This window comes from Sphingopyxis sp. EG6 (assembly GCF_003609815.1).
In the GTDB taxonomy this organism is placed as follows: domain Bacteria; phylum Pseudomonadota; class Alphaproteobacteria; order Sphingomonadales; family Sphingomonadaceae; genus Sphingopyxis.
In genome coordinates this window covers 2,927,042-2,944,554 of the sequence record NZ_AP017603.1, presented here as the reverse complement: position 1 = coordinate 2,944,554, position 17,513 = coordinate 2,927,042, and the positions used below count along the sequence as shown (strand labels likewise).

The following is a 17,513-nucleotide window of genomic DNA, read 5'->3' as shown; positions in this document are numbered from 1 at the left end:
CAGAATCCTGAGGGATGACGCCACACTGCAAACCGCGCTACACCCCAACCCATGCGGGAAAAGGAACTGCGCTTCGCCCTGATTTGCTACGGCGGCATCAGCCTTGCCGTCTATATGCACGGTATCACGAAGGAAGTGTGGCGCCTCGCCGCGGCGTCGCGGGCGTTTCATGACGGCACCGCATCATCGGGGTCAGGCGCGGTCTATGCCGATCTGCTCGCCGATCTTGCGGCGCGCAGCAACGTCCGCCTGCGCGTGCTTGCCGATATTGTCGCGGGGGCGAGTGCGGGCGGGATCAACGGCATTTTCCTCGCGCGCGCGCTCGCGACCGGGCAATCGCTCGACCCGCTCACCGACCTGTGGCTGGGCAGCGCCGACGTCGACAAGCTGATCGATCCCGACGCGCGGCCGCTGTCGGCGGCGACCAAATTCTGGGCGGTGCCTATCGCCGGCTGGATGATGAAAAGGCGCGGCAATGCGATCGACCGCACGGTCGGCGCGGCCGCGCAGGATGAAGTGCGCGCCAAGTTGTCGCGCTTTGTGCGCGCGCGCTGGTTTGAACCGCCGTTCGGCGGCGAGACGTTTTCCAACCTGCTGCTCGACGCCTTCGATGCGATGGAACAGGGGCCGCGCGGGCCTGTGCTGGTGCCGAACGGCCAGCCGGTCGACCTGTTCGTGTCGGTCACCGACTTTGCCGGGCATAGCGTGCCGTTGGCGCTCAACAGCCCGGCGCGGGTGAGCGAGGATGAGCACCGGCTGATGCTCCATTTTCGCGAGGATGATCGCACTGGCGCGCGGCTCGACGATGTGCCGGGGCTTACCGCCGCCGCGCGCGCGACCGCCAGTTTTCCGGGCGCCTTCCCGCCCTTCACCCTGCGCGAGCTTGACCGGGTGCTCGCCAAACGTGAAATCGACTGGCCGAACCGCGACGATTTCATCCGCACCCAATTGCCCTCGACCGGCGAGGGCGATCCTGCCGATCGGGTGCTGATCGACGGATCGGTACTCGCCAATGCGCCTTTCCGTCCCGCAATCGCGGCGCTGAGGCAGCGCCCGGCGCGGCGCGAGATCGACCGGCGTTTTGTCTATATCGATCCCAAGCCCGATTACCGGTCGATCAGTTTCGGCAAACTCGCGGTAACCGAGGAGGCGCGGCTCCCCGGCTTTCTGCCGACGATCCTCGGCGCGCTGTCCGAAATCCCGCGCGAACAGCCGATCCGCGAAAATGTCGAAGCGATCGAGGGCATGTCGCGCCGCATCCGGCGGATGCAGCATATCGTCGACGCGATGAAGGTCGAGGTCGAGGAACAGGTCGCGGCGCTGTTCGGCAGCACCTTCTTCCTCGACACGCCGACGGTGGCGCGGCTCGAAAAATGGCGGGCGAAGGCGCAGGACCAGGCCGCGGCGCGCGCGGGGTTCGCTTTTGCGCCCTATGGTCATCTGAAATTGTCGGCGGTGATCGAGGAGCTGGCGAGCCTGATCGACCGGCTGCTCCCGCCCGAGGGTGCGGTGCATCAGGCGAAGCGGCGCATGGCTTTGTGGGACGAGGCGCGGGCGCGCGGGCTCGACCGGATTTCGGGCAAACGCGGTGCGGGCGCCAGCGGCGACGCGATCGCCTTTTTTCGCACCCATGATCTGGGCTTCCGCATCCGCCGCCTGCGCTTTCTGGCGCGCGAACTCGACACCGCGGTCGAGGCGACGCGCGACGGCCGCGACCCGGTGTGCGAGGATATGCGCGCCGCAATCTTTACCGCGCTCGGCCTTTATCTCGACCGTCAGGGCGATGCTTGGCTGGCGGGGCTCGACCTGCCGGCCGATGCCGGGCCGGGCGACTGGATCGACGCGGTCGCGGCGCGGCGCGACCTGACCACGATCGACGCGCAGGCCGACGGGCTGATTGCGGCGGGGCTGGCGGCGATGCCGAAAGACGACCGGCGCACGCTGCTGCTCGCCTATCTTGGCTATCCCTTTTACGACATCGCGACCTTGCCGCTGCTCCAGGGCGAGGGCTTCGACGAATATGACCCGATCAAGATCGACCGCATCTCGCCGTCGGACGCGACCGCGATCCGCACCGGCGGTGCGGCGGCGATGCTGAAAGGGATCGAATTCAACAGCTTCGGCGCCTTCTTCAGTCGCGCGTACCGCGAGAATGATTATCTATGGGGGCGCCTGCACGGCGCCGACCGGCTGATCGACATCGTCGCGAGCAGCGTCGGCGGCGAGAAAGGGCTGTCGGCGGAGGAACTGAAGGCGCTGAAGCGCCGGGCGTTCCATGCGATATTGGATGAGGAAGAGGCGCGGTTGCCCAAGGTCGCGGCGCTGATTGCGGAATTGCGCGAAGAGATTGGATAGGCAACCGTCGCCCCCGCGAAGGCGGGGGCCGCTGTCAGCCTTTTCCTTTGTCGCTGCGTAAAGCGATTGCGGTCCCCGCCTTCGCGGGGGCGACGGACATCCTAATCCGTCAGATCGTCCCACATATCCTTGATTCGCCCGAAAAAGCCTTGGCTCGCCGGACATTCGTCGCCGGTTTCGGTCTCGCGAAACTCGGCGAGCAATTCCTTTTGCCGCGCGGTCAGCTTGGTCGGGGTTTCGACATCGACCTGCACCACCAGATCGCCGTGGCCACGGCCGTTGAGCACGGGCATGCCCGCGCCGCGCTGGCGCAACTGCTTGCCCGACTGGATGCCCGCGGGGATGTGGATGTCGTGCTTGGTGCCGTCGAGCCCGGGAATGCTGATCTCGCCGCCCAGCGCCGCCGTGGTGAAGCTGATCGGGGCGCGGGTGAACAAGGTCGTGCCTTCGCGCTCGAACAGCTTGTGCCGCGCCATGTGGAGGAAGATGTAAAGGTCGCCGGGTGCTGCGCCGCGCGCGCCGCTCTCGCCCTCACCCGACAGGCGGATGCGCGTGCCTTCGTCGACCCCGGCGGGGATGTTGACGGTCAGCGTCTTGCGGCGGTCGACCCGGCCCTCGCCATGGCAGCTGTTACAGGGGTCGGCGATGACCTCGCCCGCGCCCTGACAGGCGGGACAGGTGCGCTCGACCATGAAGAAACCCTGCTGCGCGCGCACCTTGCCATGACCGCCGCAGGTGCCGCAGCGGTTGGTCGTCGTGCCGGGCTTGGCGCCCGATCCGTCGCAGCTGTCGCAGCGCGCCGCGACGTCGACCTGAATTTCGCGGCTGATCCCAGTGAAGGCATCCTCCAGTCGGATTTCCATGTCATAGCGCAGGTCGGCGCCGCGCGCCGGGCCGCGTTGCTGGCGCCCGCCACCGAATGCCGAGCCAAAGATCGATTCGAAAATATCGCCGATGTCGCCAAAATCGGCGTTGCCGCCGCCGAAACCGTTGGGACCGCCGGTCTTGCCGAACCGGTCATAGGCGGCCCGTTTTTGCGGATCGCGCAGGCAGTCATAGGCCTCGCTGATCGCCTTGAAGCGCGCCTCGCTGTCCTTGCACCCCGGATTCTTGTCGGGGTGAAATTTCATCGCCAGCTTGCGGTAGCTCGATTTCAGCGTCGCCTCGTCGGCGGTGCGATCGCATTCGAGCAGTTCGTAATAATCGATGTCGAGAGACATAATCGATCGGCCCCTAGCCTTGCCCCTCAAATCCGTTCGCCCTGAACCCGTCGAAGGGCCGTTCTTCTTCTTCGCGGCGGAAGAGGGAAGAACGGTGCTTCGACAAGTTCAGCACGAACGGCATGAGGGGATAGCCCCTTACTTCTTGTCGTCTTCGACTTCGGAGAATTCGGCGTCGACGACATCTTCGTCGGCCTTCTTCTCGCCAGCGTCGGCGTCGGGCGAAGCCGCCGCCTGCTGTTCCTTCTCGTAGATCGCCTGACCAAGCTTCATCGCGACCTGCGCCAGCGCGCCGGCCTTCTCCGTCATCGCGGCGGCATCGCCGCCTTCGATCGCGGCCTTGGTTTCGGCGATCGCAGCTTCGATCTCGGACTTGAGGCCCGCGTCGACCTTGTCGCCATGTTCGGCGATCTGGCGTTCGGTCGAGTGGACCAGGCTTTCGGCGTTGTTTTTCGCCTCGGCTGCCTCGCGGCGTGCCTTGTCCTCTTCGGCGAACTGCTCGGCGTCCTTGACCATCTGGTCGATGTCGGCGTCGCTGAGCCCGCCCGAGGCCTGGATCTTGATCTGCTGTTCCTTGCCGGTGCCCTTGTCCTTGGCGTGGACCGACACGATGCCATTGGCGTCGATGTCGAACGTCACCTCGATCTGCGGCACGCCGCGCGGGGCGGGCGGAATGCCAACGAGGTCGAACTGACCCAGCATCTTGTTGTCCTGCGCCATTTCGCGCTCGCCCTGGAACACGCGGATCGTCACCGCCGACTGATTGTCGTCAGCCGTCGAATAGACCTGCGACTTCTTGGTCGGGATCGTCGTGTTGCGGTCGATCATCTTGGTCATGATGCCGCCCAGCGTTTCGATGCCCAGCGACAGCGGGGTGACGTCGAGCAGCAGCACGTCCTTGACGTCGCCCTGCAGCACGCCCGCCTGGATCGCGGCGCCGATCGCGACGACTTCGTCGGGGTTCACGCCGGTGTGCGGTTCCTTGCCAAAGAAATCCTTCACGACTTCGCGGACGCGCGGCATGCGGGTCATGCCGCCGACCAGCACGACTTCGTCGATGTCCTTGGCGCTGACGCCGGCGTCCTTGATCGCCTTCTTGCAGGGTTCGAGCGTGCGCTTGACCAACTCCTCGACCAGCTTTTCGAGGTCGGCGCGGGTGATCGTCTTGACGAGGTGCTTCGGCCCGTTGGCGTCGGCGGTGATGAAGGGCAGGTTGACCTCGGTCGTCGCGGCCGACGACAGTTCGATCTTCGCCTTTTCGGCGGCTTCCTTCAGCCGCTGGAGCGCGAGCTTGTCGCCGCGAAGGTCAATGCCTTCGTCCTTCTTGAAGCCGTCGGCGAGATATTCGACGATCTTCGAGTCGAAATCCTCGCCGCCGAGGAAGGTGTCGCCGTTGGTCGACTTCACCTCGAACACGCCGTCGCCAACCTCGAGGATCGAGATGTCGAAGGTGCCGCCGCCAAGGTCATAGACCGCGATCGTCTTGTTCTCGGTCTTGTCGAGGCCATAGGCGAGCGCGGCCGCGGTCGGCTCGTTGATGATGCGCAGCACTTCGAGGCCGGCGATCTTGCCGGCGTCCTTGGTCGCCTGGCGCTGGGCGTCGTTGAAGTAAGCGGGAACGGTGATCACCGCCTGCTCGACCTTTTCGCCTAGATACGCTTCGGCGGTTTCCTTCATCTTCTGCAGGATGAAGGCGCTGATCTGCGACGGCGAATAATCCTCGCCGCCCGCCTTGACCCACGCGTCGCCGTTCGAGCCCTTGGTAATGGTGTAGGGGACGAGTTCCATGTCCTTCTTGGTCATCGGATCGTCGAAGCGGCGGCCGATCAGGCGCTTCACCGCAAAGATGGTGTTTTCGGGGTTGGTGACCGCCTGGCGCTTCGCCGGCTGGCCGATCAGGCGCTCGCCATCCTTGGCAAAGGCGACGATCGACGGGGTCGTGCGCGTGCCTTCGACATTTTCGATAACCTTGGGCTTGCCGCCTTCCATCACCGCGACGCAGCTGTTCGTGGTGCCGAGGTCGATCCCGATCACTTTGGCCATTTGTTACTCGTCCTTGTTGCTTCTGCGGCGCCCTGAAAAGGCACGCCGGACATGGGGTTCTGGGCGCGATATAGGTGCGCTTCTCCTTGGCACAAGGGCTTTGAAGGCTTATCGGGGATGCGAATTCATGCACCGTCACGGAGTCCTCGCAAAATGAAAGCTTTCGCAATTGCCGCCATTGCCGCCACGGCGCTCACCCTGACTGGCTGCGGCGAAAATCTGGGCAAGGGGCAGCCGCTCAATGTCGTAAGCGGTCATATCGTGATGGGCGCCACCGACGATCGCCCCGCGGTGGGCTATTTCCGCATCGAAGGCGGTCCGCAGCCGGTCCAGCTGGTCGCGGTCACCGCCGACCTCGCCCAGCGCGTCGAAATGCACGAAAGCGTGCGCGAAAACGGGATGATGACGATGAAACCGCTGGCGCGCGCGGACGTCCCGGCCAAGGGCGAGCTGGTGTTCAAGCAGGGCGGCAAGCATCTGATGATCTGGGGCATCAATGGCGCCGCGGTGCGCGCGGGCAAGCTGCCGATGGCGTTCGTGTTCACCAACAATAACAATGAGCGCATCCTCTTCGACATGGTGATCAAGCCCGCCGAGGGCGCGGCCGGGGGCGAAGCAGCGATGGACCATGATGCGATGGGGCATGGCGAGGACAAGGCGGCGGACGCGAAGAAATAAGCGTGGCTTCCCGCACCCCGTCATTGCGAGGAGCGCAGCGACGCGGCAATCCAGAGCGGCGTAAACCGCCCCTGGATTGCTTCGCTTCGTTCGCAATGACGGCAGGGTGATGCCGCGTCCGTCGCGTCCGCTGACAGCTGGCGAAATTGCACTCGCCCGCACCGTGTTCGGCGACGCGATCCGTTACGCCGACGTCCGCATCTGCCATCACAAATGGATATTCTTCCAGCCGCGCGGCGTCGTCATGGCGCCGATGGGCAGCCTGCATTTCAACCCGCATGGCGAGCTCTATTGCGATGATTTCAGTGCTACCTCGCAGCGTCTCAAAGGGCTGTTCATCCACGAAATGGTGCATGTGTGGCAGGCGCAGACGCGCGGGCGCTGGTATCTGGTGCTGATGCGTCACCCGTTCGCGACGTACAGCTACACCCTCAAGCCCGGCTGGCTGCTCGAACGCTACGGACTGGAACAACAGGCGGAGATCGTCCGCCATTACTGGCTGCTGATGCAGGGCGTGGTCGTCGGCGGCGCGCCGGGGATCGAGGCCTATCGCGCGATCCTGCCCGAGGCATGGGGTGCGGCATGAGCGATTTCGAGTTTATTTTCGCGCTCTACAGCCTGCTCCTTGGCCTTTCGATGGTCGAGCTGCTTGGCGGGCTAGGCCGCGCGCTCGAGGTCCGTTTTGCGGCTGAGGCCGAGCGCGAGGCGTTTGCGATCGGCTGGCTGACCCCGCTGCTCGCGATTTTCGTGATGCTCGACCTTCTGTCCTTCTGGAGCGCGGCGTGGACCGCGCGCGGCAGCCTGACGGTGTCGAACACGGTGCTGATGGCGGTCGCAGCCTTTGCCGCCGTCTATTTCCTTGCGGCGCGGCTGGTGTTCCCGTCGCATCCCGAAGGCTTCGCCAACCTCGACGTCCATTATTTTCGCGTGCGGCGGATCATCCTCGGCCTGCTGCTGGTACTGCTCTGCGCCCAGCTTGGCTTTTACCTGTCGCAGCCGGGCCTTGCCGCGACCCTGTCGCGCCCGATCGCGTGGGCCATGACGATCGTCCTCGTCGCGTTGATGGTCGCCGCGATGTGGGTGAAGGACCGCCGCTGGAGCATCGCCATTCTCGCGGCGCTGATCGCGCGCTATGTCGTCATCTATCTGCTTTGACCGAAGGAGACGCCCATGCCTGAAGTTCTCGACCGCTTCCGCTCCTCGACCTGGGGCTGGCTGCGCGGCACGCTGCTTGGTTGGCTGACGCTCCTGCTCTGCCTGGTCGGGGTGGGATTGGTCATCGTGCTGATCCAGTGGGTCCGTTTTCTCGACGTCACCTATGAGCTGACCGAAGACCGGCTGATTCTGCGCAAGGGCATTTTTGTCAAAAGCATCGACGAGATCGAGCTTTACCGCGTCAAGGACGTGCGGATGGATTTCACGCTGATCAACCAATGGGCGGGGATCGGGACGATCGGCATCGATTCGAGCGACGAGACGACGCGCGGCGGCTCGCTGGTCATGCCGTATATCGAGCGTGCCGCCGAACGGCGCGAGGCGCTGCGCGGGCTGGTCGATGCGGCGCGCCAGAAGCGCCGGGTGCGCGAACTCGATGTGTCGAGCGATATGCTCTGACCGGGTAATTAGCGGCTAGCCAGAAGGGCATCGTTCGTCCTATGTTCCGCCTATGGATGGAAGCTCGCTTGTTGTCGCCCTTGTTGCCCTCGCCATCGGCAGCCTGATCGGCTGGTTGTTCGCGGGGCGGCAGGCGGGTGCGCTCAAGGCCGAGCGCGACGGGCTTTCGGAACGGTTCAAGGCCGCGGTGACCGATCTCGCCGCCGAAGCGGAGGCGCGCAAGGCCGCCGACATCCAGCTCGCGGCGCTGCTCAGCGAACAGCGCGCGCGCGATGCGGCGCATGACGCGCAGATCGCGCAGCTCAAGGACGCGCAGGCGGCGCTCACCGCGCAATTTCGCGAGGTGGGGCAGGCGATGCTCGATGGGGCGCAAAAGGCTTTCCTCGACCGCGCCGAGGCACGCTTCAAGGAAAGCGAAGCGACCGCAGGGCAAAATTTGAAGGCGCTGCTGAACCCCGTCCACGAGCGGCTGCAGAAATATGAGGAGGCGGTCGGCAAGGTCGAAGCTGAACGGCGCGACGCCTTTGGTCTGCTCCACGGCCAGATCACGGCGATGCGAGAGGGGACCGAGCGCGTGTCGAGCGAGGCGGCGAAGCTGGTCAACGCGCTGCGCAACGCGCCCAAGGCGCGCGGGCGCTGGGGCGAACAGCAGCTCAAGAACGTGCTCGAAAGCTGTGGCCTGTCCGAACATGCCGATTTCCAGACCGAGGTCAGCGTGGCCGACGGGGAGGGCGGACGGCTGCGCCCCGATGTCGTGGTGAAGGTGCCGGGCGGGCAGAGCCTGGTGATCGATGCCAAGGTGTCGCTCAATGCCTATCAGGACGCGTTCGGCGCGGTCGAGGAGGGCGAGAAGGCATTGCATCTCGCCGCGCATGCTGCCGCGATGAAGGCGCATGTCAACACGCTCGGCGCCAAGGCCTATTGGAACCAGTTCGACGACACCCCCGATTTTGTCGTGATGTTCGTCCCCGGCGAACATTTTCTCGCCGCGGCGCTCGATCAGGACGCGGGCCTGTGGGACTATGCGTTCGAGCGCAAGGTGCTGCTTGCGACTCCGACCAACCTGATCGCGATCGCGCGCACCGTCGCGGCGGTGTGGCGGCAGGAAAAGCTCGCCAATCAGGCGCGCGAGATCGCGGCGCTGGGCAAGGAGCTCTATGCGCGCATGTCGGTGATGGGCGCGCATATCGCCAAGGTGGGACGCAATCTCGACCAGGCAACGGGAGCATACAACGCCTTTGTCGGCAGCTTCGAATCGCAGGTGCTGACGCAGGCGAAGCGGTTCGAGGCGCTCGACATCGAAACAGGCGACAAGGAGATTGCGGTGCTGCCGGTCGTCGAACAGGCAGCGCGCCCGCTCGCCAAGCTGGCGGCGGTGGCCCCGGCGGCGGTGAACGACGCAGGGGAGTAGCGACCCCATAAACCCGTTCGTGTCGAGCGAAGTCGAGACACGCTGAGGTCGCGCTTGACTTCACGTGTCTCGACTTCGCTCGACACGAACGGAACATTGAGGCGGCGTCAGATCACCCGCTTCAACACCGCCGTCTGCCCCGCGCTCCCCGTCAAGATCAGCGTCCCGTCTTCGCCGAAGGTCAGGCTGACCGGCGCCGCCATCAGTTTGAAGAACGCCGATTCCTGCGTCATTCCGGCGCCGGGGCAAGCCATTTTGGTCGCCATCAGCGGCCCGGCGGTCAGCGTGCCGTCGACCGCGCTATAGCCGCCCGAAAAGCGGTTGCATCCCGCGCTGCCGCTCAGCCGCGTGCCGTCGAACTGCAGCGAGGTCGGGCGGTCCGCCGCCACCGCGACGCCGCCGATCGACACAAAGGTCCAGTTCGATCCCGCCAGCGTCTCGGGCGGCAAGATCGCTCCGCCGCAACCGTTCAGCGTCTTGCCGTCGGCGACCAGGCGCACCCTGTCGGCGTAGCGGCGGTCGCTCATCCCGTCGCTGCACGGGGCGGTCTTGATCACCACCGACAGCCGATCGCTGACATAGGTACGCCCGTTCAGCGACGGTTTGGCGCCGGGGTTCGGCACCATGATCTTCGTCGCGCCATAGTCGCCGTCATAGTTGAGCCGGTCCGGGGTGATCTCGAGCGTCCAGCCGGGCTCGGTACCGAGCGCCATATAAGCGGTTGGCGCCTCGCCGGGGCTCTGCGGCGGTGCATCGGCGGCGGGGACGCATGCAGCGAGCGCGGGAAGGGCGAGCAGGTGAACGTATCGCATCATAAACCGTCTCCTCATCTCGTCATGCTGAACTTGTTTCAGCATCCACGGCCCGGGTTCTCGTCCGGCGCGGCGTCGAAGCGCGAGAGTCCGGCCATGGACCCTGAAACAAGTTCAGGGTGACGAAGCTACTATGGATCGGCCCTCTAAGCGAAAGCGAATTGCGCTCTGCTGAACGCCACTATTTCCGCCGCTGGTTCAGCACCTCATACGCCATCACGGCGGTCGCGACCGCGGCGTTCAGGCTGTCGGCCTTGCCCAGCATCGGCATTTTGACGCGGACATCGGCGGCGTCGGCATAGGCGGACGGCATCCCCTGTGATTCATTGCCGGTCAGGATGAAGGTCGGCGCGGCATAGCGCACCGCCTGATAATCCTGCGTGTCGTCGCCCAGCCAGGTTGCGACCAGCTGCCCCGGCCCGCTGCGCAGCCAGGGCAGGAATTCGTCCCAGCGCGCCTGCACCAGCTTTTGTGTAAAGATGGCCCCCATGCTCGCGCGTACCGCCTCGACCGCATAGGGATCGGTTGATTCGTCCAGCAGGATCAGGCCGCCTGCGCCCACCGCATCGCCGGTGCGCAGCATCGTGCCGAGATTGCCCGGGTCGCGGAGCCGCTCGGCGACGAGCCAGATCGGCGCGGCGTTGCGGTCAATGTCGGCGAGGGTCGTTTTGGGTTCGGCATAGATGCCGACGACGGTCTGCGGATTGTCCTTGCCCGACAGTTTGGACAGGATCGCGGGGGTGGTGTCGATGACTTCGCCGCCGGCGGCCAGCGTCGCGGCGATCAGCGCCGCGGCCAGCGGGTGTACGTCGCCCTCGGGCCCCAGAAACAGCCACAGCGGCAGCACCCCCGCCTCGCGCGCTTCGGTCGCGATCCGCAGGCCTTCGGCCAGAAACAGCGCCTCGGCGCGGCGATGACGTTTCTCGCGCAAGAGCCGCATCCGCTTGATCAGCGGGTTGGACAGGCTTTCGATGGTGGTGCGGCGACCGGTCATCCGGTCAATCCTCGCCGAAGCTGTCCTTGACCAGCCCGACCAGTTTCAGCAGCGCGGCGTCGGCACCATCGCCGCTGGTGTGGATGGTGATCGAGTCGCCTTTCGCGGCGCCCAGCATCATCAACCCCATGATCGACGTTCCGTTGACGCGCGATCCGCCCTTTTCGACCTCGACCGACACGGTTTCGGGGAGGCGGCTGACGAAGGTGACGAATTTGGCGCTGGCGCGCGCGTGGAGCCCGCGCTGGTTGGTGATTTCGACGGTTTCGGACACCGCGGTCACAGGCCGACCCCCAGCATTTCAGAGGCGACCGAAATATATTTCTGTCCGGCTTCCTTGGCGGCGATCACCGCGGCGCGCAGTTCCATCGACTTGCGCGCGCTTTCCAGACGGATCAGCATCGGCAAATTGACCCCGGCGATCACTTCGGTGCGCCCCGATTCGAGCAGGCTGATCGCGAGGTTCGACGGGGTGCCGCCGAACAGGTCGGTCAGCATGACGACGCCGCGGCCTTCGTCGACGTCGCGAATCGCGTCGGCGATTTCGCGGCGGCGCATCTCCATATTGTCGTTGGGACCAATGCACACGGTCGCGACCGCGCGTTGCGGCCCGACGACATGCTCCATCGCGCGAACCATTTCCTCGGCCAGACGACCGTGGGTGACAAGGACCATTCCCAGCAGCGGCAAGGCTTTATCGGTGGGCATGAAATGCGAGACCCTTATGTTCTTCCGCCGACGGCGGTGGCCGCAGGCGGGGGCTTGCCCTCAAGCCCATCTTGCGGGGCAGAGTCAAGGTTGCGGTGGGTCAGCACTGGCTCATATCCGGACGCGCGTAGCGTTTGGGCAACACGCGCGGCGACATGGACCGACCGGTGGCGGCCCCCGGTGCAGCCGAAAGCGATGGTGACATAGCTTTTCCCTTCGGCGCGGTAGCGCGGCAGCAAGGTCAGGATCAGCCTTTCGATCTGCGCCAGACTGTCGTCATAGGCGGGGTCGGCGATCACATAGGCGGCGACGTCGGGGTCGAGGCCGGTGCCGGGCTTCAATTTCGCGTCCCAATGCGGGTTGCGCAGATAGCGCATGTCGAACACCAGATCGGCGTTGCGCGGCAGCCCGCGCGCGAATCCGAAGCTCAGGATGTTGAGCACTGGCTCGTTATCGCTGGCGTCGCCAAAACGCTGGCGGACCTCCTGCTGCAGGTCGTTGCTGCTGTAATTGGTGGTGTCGATGACATGCTCGGCCCAGCGACGCAGCGGCTCCATCATCTCGCGTTCGCGCGCGATGCCGTCGGCGGCGGGGCGATCCTCGGCCATCGGGTGGCGGCGGCGCGTTTCCGAAAAACGCCGTTCGAGCTCGGCGCCGGCGCAGTCGAGGAACAAGGTCTGGACGTCGCGTCCGCCGACTTCGCGCAGCGCCTTGATCCGCTGGACGAGCAGCGCAGGGCGAAAGCCCCGGCTGCGGCTGTCGATGCCGACCGCCAGCGGGCGCCCCGCCTCGCTGCGTTTGACCGGCGCGTCGATCAAGGTTTCGAGCAGCGCGAGCGGCAGATTGTCGACCACCTCCCAGCCCAGATCCTCAAGCACCTTGAGCACCGTCGATTTGCCCGCGCCCGACAGGCCGGTGACGAGGAGCAGCCGCGGTTCGGGAGCGTCCTTCACGCCCCGCTCGCCAGCCGGTCGAGCGCCAACAGGACCTTGATCGGCGCCGATGCTTCAAACGCCGACAGGGTGAGCGAGGGCAAGTCGTGCCCGGCGATCCGTTCGACCGCACGCTCGGGCGGCATGCGCTCGTACCGATCGGCCAGCCGCACCGCCATCGCCAGCGGGACCGGCGCAACCCACGCCTTTTCGACGATGCCCAGCCCGCGAACTTCCAGCTTGCCGGCCAGTTCCGCGGGCGGGCGACACCACAGGCGATCGCGCTCGAACCAGATGTCGCAGCGGTCGTCGGCGACCAGCCGCGCGCCGCGATCGATCAGCCGCAGCGCCAAGTCCGACTTGCCCTGTCCCGACAGGCCGAGCAGTAAAATGCCGCGGCTGCCCGCGGCGACGCAGCTCGCATGGATATTGACGATATCGGGTCGGGTCCGGCTGGGCAGCATCGGTCAAGGCTTACCGGCGACGAAGCGGGGCCGCAAGGCGGCAAACCGATCCTCCCTGTGGCGCAGCCATCGGGAGGATATTTAGCCGGCGGCCGCTCCCCCCTCGCTCGCGGGCAGGGTCATCAGCAGGCTGCCGCCGGGCTTGCCATCGTCGCGGTCCTTGGCGTTGATCGTGCCGCTATGCCCCTCGATGATCGTGCGCGCGATCGCCAGCCCCAGCCCGCTGTGGCGGCCAAAGGCCTCGCCGGCGGGGCGTTCGCTATGGAAACGGCGGAAAATGGCCTCACGCTGGTCGGGATCGATGCCCGGGCCGTCGTCGTCGACGCGGATATGCACCTCGTCGCCCAGCCGCGTTGCCGCGATGCACACCAGCCCGGTGGGGGGCGAGAAACTGATCGCATTGTCGATGACATTGTCGATCGCGCGTTCGAGCCGGTGGCCGTCGCCCATCACCAGCGTCGTCCCCTTGCGGGGGCGGGCGAAGGCAAGGCGCGGGTGCGGCGTATCGGCATCGATCCGCGCCGTGCGCGCGGCGAGCATCGATTCGATCATCATGCCGACGTCGATCGGCTCGAACAATGTGCGCGACAATTGCGCATCGACGCGGCTCGCCTCGCTGATGTCGCTGACCAGCCGGTCGAGCCGCCGGACATCCTCGTCGGCGATGGCGAGCAGTTGCGCGCGCTGCGCATCGTCCTTGACGCGGCCCAGCCCCTCGATCGCCGAGCGCACCGACGCGATGGGGTTTTTCAGCTCGTGCGTCACATCGGCGGCAAAATGTTCGCCGGCGTCGATGCGCTGGCGCAAAGCCTGCGTCATATCGCTGAGTGCGCGCGCCAGCGTGCCGATCTCGTCGCGGCGGCTCGGCAGGCGCGGCACGACGACCTCGCGCGCGCGTCCCAGCCGGACGCGCACCGCGGCGCGCGCCAGCCGCCGCAGCGGGCGGACGATGGTGCGCGCAAGGAACAGCGACAACAGCACCGACGTCATCAGCACGACCGCGACGACGATCGCCAGCCGGAAGCGTTCGGCGCGCACGGTGCGGGTGATGTCGCGCGCGTTCAGCGTCATCAGCACCGTCTGCGGCGCTTCCAGATCGACGACGCTGGCGGCGCTCAGCAACGGGGTGCGTTCGGGGGCGTAGCGGAAGCGGCTGGCGGCCTGCCCGCTGCGCTGCGCCTCGATCACCTCGGGCCACGCCGCGGCGCGATCGACCGCCGGTTCCTGGAAATCGGGATAGGAAGGCGCGCCGACGATCCAGTCGATACCGCGATCCATCGCGCGCGCGGCGTCGCGCTGCCACGCCTGCAAATTGGGGTCGCGCAAGGTGTAGGTGGCGGGGCCGGTTTCGAAGCTGTCCGAAATCCGTCGCCCGTCGGCGCCGTAAAAGCGCAGTCGCGATTCGGTCGCGGCGGCAAATTCGTCGATCAGCGTTGCGCGCTGGTCGGGCCGGGCCGCTTCGAGCGCGCGGTCGAGCATCGCGAGCTGATCCTTCATCACCTCGATCCGCGTATCGACGAGGCGGCTGCGATAGGTATCGAGATAATAGAATCCCCCCGCCAGCAGCGCGACCGCGAGGATGTTGACCGCCAGGATGCGCGTCGTCAGCGACCAGCGCGCCGACCAGACGAGCGGCGATTCCTCCTGCTCGGCGATGCTCGCGTCGGGCTTCAGCGGCTCAGCCATCGTCGGCAAAGCGGTATCCCGCGCCATAGAGCGTCGCGATCCCGTCGAATTCGGGATCGACCTCGCGGAACTTGCGGCGCAGGCGCTTGATGTGGCTGTCGATCGTGCGATCGTCGATATAGACATCGTCCTGATAGGCGGCGTCCATCAGCTGGTTGCGGCTGCGCACGATGCCGGGGCGGCTGGCCAGCGTTTCCAGGATCAGGAATTCGGTGACGGTCAGCGTGACATCCTTGCCGTCCCACGCGACCTTGTGACGCGCCGGATCCATGCTCAGCCGTCCGCGGGTGATCGGCTCGGCGACGGGCTCGTCGTCCTCGGCGGCGGCATTCTGGTTGACCGCCACGCGGCGCAATATGGCGCGGATGCGCGCGATCACCAGCCGCTGGGAAAAGGGCTTGGCGATGTAATCGTCGGCGCCCATCGCCAGCCCCAGCGCTTCGTCGATCTCGTCGTCCTTGCTGGTCAGGAAAATGACGGGTAGCTGGCTTTTCTCGCGCAGCCGCCGCAGGAGTTCCAGCCCGTCCATGCGCGGCATCTTGATGTCGAACACCGCAAGATCGGGCGGATTGTCGATCAGCGGCTTCAGCGCCGCCTCGCCGTCCGAATAGACGCGCGTCACAAACCCCTCGGCCTGCAGCGCGATCGACAGGGATTGCAGGATGTTGCGGTCGTCGTCGACCAGCGCGATGGTTGCCGTCATGCTCTTTCCGTTGGGCGGGACCGCCGACGGACTAGCCGATCCATCGCCGAGCGACAACCGCGCACGGTTCGGCACCGATTCACCCTTTAATCTTTTGACCTCCCGGCCCATCCTCGCTAACGCGACCGGAATTTCGGAATCGACGACCCGTCGGCACCCCATGTTCATGCGGGCCCAATCGCTTTCGCATGGCATGTTTTGCATACCTATGCGAAGGGGCCGCGGGCGAAGGAAAGGCGAGTGAAATGACCAAGGTTGTGATCGGCAGCGACACCGTCGAAACCCAGGCCGAAGTGGCCGAAAACTGGGGTACCTCGGCGCTGATCGAGGATGCCGTCCGGCATGGCGAAGGCCTGCTCGCGAAGGATGGCCCGCTCGTCGTCGCGACCGGCAAGCACACCGGCCGCAGCGCCAAGGACAAGTTCATCGTCCAGGACGACAAGACGCGCGACACCATCTGGTGGGGCAAGACCAACGTGGCGATGACCCCCGACCATTTCGCCGCATTGAAGGCCGATTTCTTCGCGCACCTCGCCGAACGTCCGCGCCTCTATCGCCAGCAGTTGTTCGGCGGTTCGCAGCGCGAACACCGCGTCGGCGTCCAGGTCGTCACCGAATTCGCCTGGCACAGCCAGTTCATCCGGACGCTTCTCTGCCGCCCGACGACTGAGGAACTGGCGTCGTTCGCTGCCGAATATACGATCATTGACCTGCCGAGCTTCCGCGCCGATCCGGCGAAGCATGGTTCGCGCACCGAAACGGTCATTGCGGTCAACTTCACCGAAAAGCTGATCCTGATCGGCGGTACGCAATATGCGGGCGAAATGAAGAAGTCGGTGTTCGGCATCCTCAACTATCTGCTCCCCGTGAAGGGCGTGATGCCGATGCATTGTTCGGCGAACTTGGGCCCGAACGGCGACACTGCCGTGTTCTTCGGCCTCAGCGGTACCGGCAAGACCACCTTGTCGGCTGACGCGTCGCGCACGCTGATCGGCGACGACGAGCATGGCTGGTCGGACACTGCGGTCTTCAATTTCGAGGGCGGCTGCTACGCCAAGATGATCCGCCTGTCGCCCGAGGCCGAGCCCGAGATTTTCGCGACGACCAAGCGTTTCGGCACCGTGCTCGAAAATGTCGTGATGGACCCGGTGACCCGCGAACTCGATTTCGATGACGCGAGCCTCGCCGAGAACAGCCGCGGTTCGTACCCGATCGACTTCATTCCGAACACGTCGGAAAAAAATATGGGTCCGGTGCCGCAGAATATCATCATGCTCACCGCCGATGCTTATGGCGTGCTGCCCCCAATTGCGAAGCTGACGCCCGATCAGGCAATGTATCATTTCCTGTCGGGCTATACCGCGCGCGTTGCGGGGACCGAAATCGGCGTGACCGAGCCCGAGGCGACCTTCTCGACCTGTTTCGGCGCGCCCTTCATGCCCCGCCATCCCTCGGTGTACGGCAATCTGCTGAAGGAACGCATCGCCAAGGGCGGCGTCCAGTGCTGGCTCGTCAACACCGGCTGGACCGGCGGCATGGCAACGATGGACGGCATCAAGCGCATGCCGATCAAGGCGACGCGCGCCTTGCTCAACGCGGCGCTCGACGGCAGCCTCAACGACGCCGAATTCCGCAAGGACCCGAACTTCGGCTTCATGGTTCCGGTCGCGGTTCCGGGCGTTGACAGCGCGCTGCTCGATCCGCGTGAGGCATGGGCCGACAAGGCCGCCTATGACCGCACCGCGCAAACGCTCGTCGGCCAGTTCATCGACAATTTCGCGCAATTTGCCGAGCATGTCGACGAAGGCGTCCGCCAGGCAGCTCCGCAGGCAGCCGTCGCAGCATAATTTGCCCGGATCGCTTCCGGGTGGCACTTCACCCGGAAGGACCGGA

General features: G+C 65.6%; 17 protein-coding genes. 7 read left to right on the top strand and 10 right to left on the bottom strand.

Annotation, left to right across the window (positions count from 1 at the left end):
• The first annotated feature begins 51 nt into the window (after window positions 1-51).
• On the top strand, window positions 52-2,355 hold the full coding sequence (locus tag SPYCW_RS14290; RefSeq protein ID WP_120217342.1) for a patatin-like protein: 2,304 nt from the start codon (window positions 52-54) through the stop codon (window positions 2,353-2,355).
• A gap of 101 nt (window positions 2,356-2,456) precedes the next feature.
• Here SPYCW_RS14290 and dnaJ read toward each other — a convergent pair whose 3' ends face one another.
• Complete coding sequence (gene dnaJ, locus SPYCW_RS14285; protein ID WP_120217341.1) at window positions 2,457-3,575, bottom strand: molecular chaperone DnaJ; 1,119 nt, start codon at window positions 3,573-3,575, stop codon at window positions 2,457-2,459.
• A gap of 138 nt (window positions 3,576-3,713) precedes the next feature.
• On the bottom strand, window positions 3,714-5,618 hold the full coding sequence (gene dnaK / locus SPYCW_RS14280; protein ID WP_120217340.1) for a molecular chaperone DnaK: 1,905 nt from the start codon (window positions 5,616-5,618) through the stop codon (window positions 3,714-3,716).
• A 153-nt stretch (window positions 5,619-5,771) separates the two neighbouring features.
• Between dnaK and SPYCW_RS14275 the strand changes: the two genes are divergently transcribed.
• From SPYCW_RS14275 to rmuC, 5 genes are all read left to right on the top strand, one after another.
• On the top strand, window positions 5,772-6,296 hold the full coding sequence (locus SPYCW_RS14275) for a copper chaperone PCu(A)C (protein WP_120217339.1): 525 nt from the start codon (window positions 5,772-5,774) through the stop codon (window positions 6,294-6,296).
• Between the two features lie 109 nt (window positions 6,297-6,405).
• Window positions 6,406-6,882, top strand: a complete 477-nt coding sequence (locus tag SPYCW_RS14270) for a vgr related protein (protein WP_120217338.1) — start codon at window positions 6,406-6,408, stop codon at window positions 6,880-6,882.
• Entirely contained in the window at window positions 6,879-7,451 is a 573-nt protein-coding gene (locus tag SPYCW_RS14265; RefSeq protein ID WP_120217337.1) for a hypothetical protein, read from the top strand. The genes SPYCW_RS14270 and SPYCW_RS14265 overlap by 4 nt, the downstream gene beginning before the upstream one ends.
• Before the next feature lie 15 nt (window positions 7,452-7,466).
• Window positions 7,467-7,910 carry a PH domain-containing protein gene (locus SPYCW_RS14260; RefSeq protein WP_120217336.1) on the top strand — a complete coding sequence of 148 codons (444 nt, stop codon included), beginning with the start codon at window positions 7,467-7,469 and terminating at the stop codon, window positions 7,908-7,910.
• A gap of 52 nt (window positions 7,911-7,962) precedes the next feature.
• A complete protein-coding gene (gene rmuC / locus SPYCW_RS14255; RefSeq protein WP_120217335.1) occupies window positions 7,963-9,321 on the top strand; it encodes a DNA recombination protein RmuC in 1,359 nt (452 codons plus the stop codon).
• Window positions 9,322-9,428: 107 nt separating this feature from the next.
• Here the strand turns inward: rmuC and SPYCW_RS14250 are convergent, their stop codons facing one another.
• The 8 genes from SPYCW_RS14250 to SPYCW_RS14215 form a co-directional block, all read right to left on the bottom strand.
• Window positions 9,429-10,136, bottom strand: a complete 708-nt coding sequence (locus SPYCW_RS14250) for an META domain-containing protein (RefSeq protein ID WP_120217334.1) — start codon at window positions 10,134-10,136, stop codon at window positions 9,429-9,431.
• 178 nt (window positions 10,137-10,314) lie between these two features.
• On the bottom strand, window positions 10,315-11,127 hold the full coding sequence (locus SPYCW_RS14245; RefSeq protein ID WP_120217333.1) for a TrmH family RNA methyltransferase: 813 nt from the start codon (window positions 11,125-11,127) through the stop codon (window positions 10,315-10,317).
• A 4-nt stretch (window positions 11,128-11,131) separates the two neighbouring features.
• Window positions 11,132-11,410 carry an HPr family phosphocarrier protein gene (locus tag SPYCW_RS14240; protein WP_120217332.1) on the bottom strand — a complete coding sequence of 93 codons (279 nt, stop codon included), beginning with the start codon at window positions 11,408-11,410 and terminating at the stop codon, window positions 11,132-11,134.
• Complete coding sequence (locus SPYCW_RS14235; RefSeq protein ID WP_120218326.1) at window positions 11,407-11,811, bottom strand: PTS sugar transporter subunit IIA; 405 nt, start codon at window positions 11,809-11,811, stop codon at window positions 11,407-11,409. Before SPYCW_RS14235 ends, SPYCW_RS14240 begins: the two co-directional genes overlap by 4 nt.
• 38 nt (window positions 11,812-11,849) lie before the next feature.
• Window positions 11,850-12,788 carry an RNase adapter RapZ gene (gene rapZ, locus SPYCW_RS14230; protein ID WP_120217331.1) on the bottom strand — a complete coding sequence of 313 codons (939 nt, stop codon included), beginning with the start codon at window positions 12,786-12,788 and terminating at the stop codon, window positions 11,850-11,852.
• Entirely contained in the window at window positions 12,785-13,231 is a 447-nt protein-coding gene (locus SPYCW_RS14225; RefSeq protein ID WP_120217330.1) for an HPr kinase/phosphorylase, read from the bottom strand. The genes rapZ and SPYCW_RS14225 overlap by 4 nt, the downstream gene beginning before the upstream one ends.
• A gap of 81 nt (window positions 13,232-13,312) precedes the next feature.
• On the bottom strand, window positions 13,313-14,944 hold the full coding sequence (locus tag SPYCW_RS14220) for an ATP-binding protein (protein WP_443029446.1): 1,632 nt from the start codon (window positions 14,942-14,944) through the stop codon (window positions 13,313-13,315).
• Window positions 14,910-15,620: a response regulator transcription factor gene (locus SPYCW_RS14215; protein ID WP_120218325.1), complete on the bottom strand. Its 711-nt coding sequence runs from the start codon at window positions 15,618-15,620 to the stop codon at window positions 14,910-14,912. The genes SPYCW_RS14220 and SPYCW_RS14215 overlap by 35 nt, the downstream gene beginning before the upstream one ends.
• A 245-nt stretch (window positions 15,621-15,865) precedes the next feature.
• On the opposite strand from SPYCW_RS14215, the gene SPYCW_RS14210 reads away from it, so the two are divergent.
• A complete protein-coding gene (locus tag SPYCW_RS14210) occupies window positions 15,866-17,467 on the top strand; it encodes a phosphoenolpyruvate carboxykinase (RefSeq protein WP_120218324.1) in 1,602 nt (533 codons plus the stop codon).
• Window positions 17,468-17,513 lie beyond the last annotated feature (46 nt).